Origin of the sequence: Leucobacter sp. Ag1 (genome assembly GCF_000980875.1) — a bacterium.
GTDB classification, from domain to species: Bacteria; Actinomycetota; Actinomycetes; order Actinomycetales; family Microbacteriaceae; genus Leucobacter; species Leucobacter iarius.
The window spans coordinates 1-4,356 of the sequence record NZ_LAYO01000029.1 but is presented as its reverse complement, the minus strand read 5'-3'; the positions used below and the strand labels follow the sequence as shown (position 1 = coordinate 4,356).

Genomic DNA, 4,356 nt, shown 5'->3' with positions numbered 1-4,356 from the left:
CGCGGCTCCGGCCGCTCCGGCTGCCGAGAAGTCCGCCGATGCTCCCAAGCCCGGCGGCCCCAAGCCCGCCGCGGCTCCGAAGCCCGGCGCTCCCAAGCCCGCTGGTCCGCGTCCGGGGAACAATCCGTTCGCGAGCAGCCAGGGCATGGGCATTCCGCGTCCGCCGCGTCCGGGGAACAACCCGTTCGCGGCCAACCAGGGCATGGGTCGTAACCGTCCCAACCCCGGCAACATCCCCCGGCCCGCTCCGCGCCCCCAGGGCGGCGGTGCTGGCACCGGTCGTCCCGGCGGTCCCGGTCGCCCGGGCGGTCCCGGTCGTCCCGGCGGCGCCGGTGGCGGTTTCAACCGTCCCGGTGGCGGCGGTGCACCCGGTGCGGGCGGCGGTTTCGCCGGTCCGCGTCCCGGTGGCGGTTTCGCCGGTCGCGGCCGTGGTGGCCGTGGTGCCGGTACCGCTGGTGCGTTCGGTCGTGGCGGCTCCAAGAGCAAGGCACGGAAGTCGAAGCGGGCGAAGCGCGCTGAATTCGAGATGCGCGAAGCGCCCTCGATCGGCGGCGTCCAGGTTCCTCGCGGCAACGGCTCGACCCCGATCCGTCTGCGCCGCGGCGCATCGCTGAGCGATTTCGCGGACAAGATCAACACGAGCGCCTCGAACCTCGTCACCATCCTCTTCCACCTGGGCGAGATGGCGACGGCGACGGAGTCGCTCGACGAGGCGACGTTCGAGATCCTCGGCGACGAGCTGGGTTACAAGATCCAGATCGTCTCGCCGGAGGACGAGGACCGCGAGCTGCTCGAGGGCTTCGATATCGACATCGAGGCGGAGCTCGAAGAAGAGGGCGACGACGTCCTGCAGCCCCGGCCCCCCGTGGTCACCGTCATGGGTCACGTCGATCACGGCAAGACCCGCCTGCTCGACGCGATCCGCAAGGCGAACGTGGGCGGCGGCGAGGCCGGCGGCATCACGCAGCACATCGGTGCGTACCAGGTGCACACCGAGCACGACGGCATCGACCGCGCGCTGACCTTCATCGATACCCCGGGTCACGAGGCGTTCACCGCCATGCGTGCCCGTGGTGCGCAGGTCACCGACATCGCGATCCTCGTGGTCGCGGCGGACGACGGGATCATGCCCCAGACGATCGAGGCGCTGAACCACGCGCAGTCGGCCGGCGTGCCGATCGTGGTCGCCGTCAACAAGGTCGACAAGGAGGGCGCGAACCCCGAGAAGGTGCGCCAGCAGCTCACCGAGTTCGGTCTGGTCTCCGAGGAGTGGGGCGGCGACGTCATGTTCCGCGACGTCTCGGCGAAGAACGGCACCGGCATCACCGAGCTGCTCGACGCGGTCCTGCTGACCGCCGACGCTGGTCTCGACCTGCGCGCGAACCCCGACAAGGACGCTCGAGGCGTCGCCATCGAGGCGAAGCTCGACAAGGGCCGCGGCTCGGTCGCGACCGTGCTCATCCAGTCGGGCACGCTGCGGGTCGGCGACGCGATCGTCGCGGGCACGGCCTACGGCCGCGTCCGTGCGATGCACGACGAGAACGGCGATGCCGTGCTCGAGGCGCTGCCGTCGCGTCCGGTGCAGGTGCAGGGTCTGTCCTCGGTGCCCCGCGCCGGCGACAACTTCATCGTCACCGGTGATGACCGCACCGCACGTCAGATCGCCGAGAAGCGCGAGGCCGTGGAGCGCAACGCCCAGCTGGCGAAGGCGCGCAAGCGCCTCAGCCTGGAGGAGTTCACCAAGGCCCTCGAGGATGGCAAGGTCGAGTCGCTCAACCTCATTATCAAGGGCGATGTCGCCGGTGCCGTCGAGGCGCTGGAGGAGTCGCTCATGAAGATCGAGGTCGACGATTCGGTCCAGCTGCGCATCCTGCACCGCGGCGTGGGCGCCATCACGGCGTCCGACGTGGACCTGGCGACGATCGACAACGCGATCGTCATCGGCTTCAACGTGCGCCCCGACGTCAAGGCCCGCGAGCGCGCTGCGCGCGAGGGCATCGACATCCGGTTCTACAACGTCATCTACAACGCGCTCGACGACATCGAGGCCTCGCTCAAGGGCATGCTCAAGCCCGAGTACGAAGAGGTCCAGTCGGGTGTGGCGGAGATCCGCGAGGTGTTCCGCTCGTCGAAGTTCGGCAACATCGCCGGCGTCATCGTCCGCAGCGGCACCATCACGCGCAACGCCAAGGCGCGCGTGATCCGCGAGGGCGTCGTGATCGCCGACGGCCTGGCCATCGAGTCGCTGCGTCGCTTCAAGGACGACGTGACCGAGGTCAAGACCGACTTCGAGGCCGGTATCGGTCTGGGTAAGTACAACGACATCCAGATCGGTGACGAGATCGAGACCACCGAGATGGTCGAGAAGGCGCGCGACTAGTCGCGCGGCCCGAACGGGTGCGGCCCGGGAGCTTCTGCTCCCGGGCCGCACCCGTTTCTGCGTGTCGTCAGGATCCGATGCGGGGCCGATCGAAGCGGCGCCCGGGCGGCTTCGGCGGCAGGAGCGTGAGGATGAGCAGCACGAGGCCGCCGAACGGCACGAAGCCGAGGAACCAGAATCCGCCGGACAGGTTGGCGTCGTGCAGACGCCGCCAGGTGATCGAGAGCGTGGGGATGATCGTGGCGAGATTGGCGAGACCGAACAGCACCAGGGCGGTCGCGAACAGCACCTGGCCGATCGGGTGCGCCTCGAAGTCGATCCTGCCGTTCGAGACGGACGTCGTGCCATCCGGGTGGGAGGTCACGGTCTGCGCGTCCCAGTCAGTGGCGATGATGAGTCCGGAGAAGAGCAGGACCAGGCACACGAGCGAGACGAGCGCGAGGAAGAGTCGGGAGTACCAGAACTCGCTGCGCGATGCCCGGCCCGAGAACTGGGCGTACCCGACGAAGAAGCGGCGGATCGCCTGCGGGAAGCTCGCTCCGTAGAGCGGCCTGATCGGATCGCGCGGGTCCGCGGCTCCGTCGAACGGCTCACCGGATCCGGGAGCTGGGAAGCCGTATCCCGGGGGCACGGGCGCGTGGGGGACGTCGGGGGCGGGGAAGTGGCTCATGCGGGCAGTCTATGAGTACTGGTTCCGCGCGCGGTAGGCTGGAGGCATGGCAAATCCCAGGGCTGGCAAGGTAGCGGAGCGGATCCAGCAGATCATCGCTCGACGTCTCGAGAAGGGGCTGCGCGACCCGCGGCTCGGCTTCGTGACGATCACCGATGTGCGCGTCACGGGCGACCTGCAGCACGCGAGCATCTTCTACACCGTGTACGGCAGCGAGGACGAGCAGAAGGACTCCGCGGCTGCGCTCAAGGCGGCCACGGGCATGCTGCGCAGCGAGGTCGGCCGTCAGCTCGGCACGCGCCTCACGCCCACGCTCGAGTTCATCCACGATGAACTGCCCGAGACCGCCGAGCACCTCTCGGTGCTGCTCGCCGAGGCGAAGCAGCGCGACGAGGCCGCGCAGGCGCTCGCGGCGAACGCTCAGTACGCCGGCGAGGCCGACCCGTACTCGAAGCCGCAGGTCGAGGACGCCGACGACTCCGATGATTCCGATGACGAGGACGACGAGCTCGAAGCCCTCGACGAAGAGGTGGACGACGACTTCGACGACGAGGATCTCGACGACACCGACGAGGATCTCGACGACGAGCCCGAGGCGGCCCCCGCGTCCCGCTGATCCCGGGTCAGCTCTTGCGCAGATCCTCGGCGAGCATCACGATGATGCCGCTGGGGCCGCGCAGGTAGCTGAGTTTGTAGATGTTCTCGTAGTTCGCGACCCCGCGCAGCGGGACGCAGCCGTGCCTTGCGGCGATCGCGAGCGACGCCTCGATGTCGTCAACGGCGAACGCGATGCGGTGCATGCCGATCTCGTGGGGGAGCGTCGGCTCCGTCTCGATGGCGTCGGGGTGCAGGTACTCGAACAGTTCGATGCGGCCCTGCCCGTCGGGCGTCTGCAGCATCGCGATGCGCGCGTGGTTGCCGTCCAGGCCGACGGCGGTGTCGGCCCATTCGCCGCTGACCTCGTCGCGCCCCAGCACGGTGAGGCCGAGGTCGGTGAAGAAGGCGATGGTCGCCTCGAGGTCGCGTACGGCGATGCCGACGTTCTCCAGTCTGATGCTCATGCCGGGCATGGTAGTCGTTCATTCCCGAGCCCTGCTGACCGTCGAGGTTGCAGTCGTCCACGGAATCCCGGCGTATTCCATGGACAACTGCCACCTCGGCGGCGGGCGCCGCGGTTGCGCGTGCGGCTCAGGGCAGCCGGATCCGGTCGCCCTCCGCGACGACGAGGCCATCGGCCAGGAGCGTCGCGAGCGCGCGCTCGGCCTGCTCCGCGGAACCCGGGCCGTCGCCGGCCCGGGTCGGCTCG

At 69.3% G+C, this 4,356-nt stretch carries 4 protein-coding genes; 2 read left to right on the top strand and 2 right to left on the bottom strand.

All coding sequences use genetic code 11. From position 1 onward, the window contains the following. Nucleotides 1–2,380: translation initiation factor IF-2 (gene infB / locus XM48_RS00185; RefSeq protein ID WP_046453755.1), on the top strand; the 2,380-nt coding region annotated here is incomplete at its 5' end. 67 nt (nt 2,381–2,447) lie between these two features. Here infB and XM48_RS00180 read toward each other — a convergent pair. Next, complete coding sequence (locus tag XM48_RS00180; protein WP_052961195.1) at nt 2,448–3,050, bottom strand: DUF805 domain-containing protein; 603 nt, start codon at nt 3,048–3,050, stop codon at nt 2,448–2,450. A 46-nt stretch (nt 3,051–3,096) separates the two neighbouring features. Between XM48_RS00180 and rbfA the strand changes: the two genes are divergently transcribed. Then, nucleotides 3,097–3,666, top strand: a complete 570-nt coding sequence (gene rbfA / locus XM48_RS00175; protein ID WP_084820816.1) for a 30S ribosome-binding factor RbfA — start codon at nt 3,097–3,099, stop codon at nt 3,664–3,666. A gap of 7 nt (nt 3,667–3,673) precedes the next feature. On the opposite strand, the gene XM48_RS00170 is transcribed toward rbfA, so the two are convergent. Next, on the bottom strand, nt 3,674–4,111 hold the full coding sequence (locus tag XM48_RS00170; RefSeq protein ID WP_046453752.1) for a VOC family protein: 438 nt from the start codon (nt 4,109–4,111) through the stop codon (nt 3,674–3,676). Nucleotides 4,112–4,356: the final 245 nt, after the last annotated feature.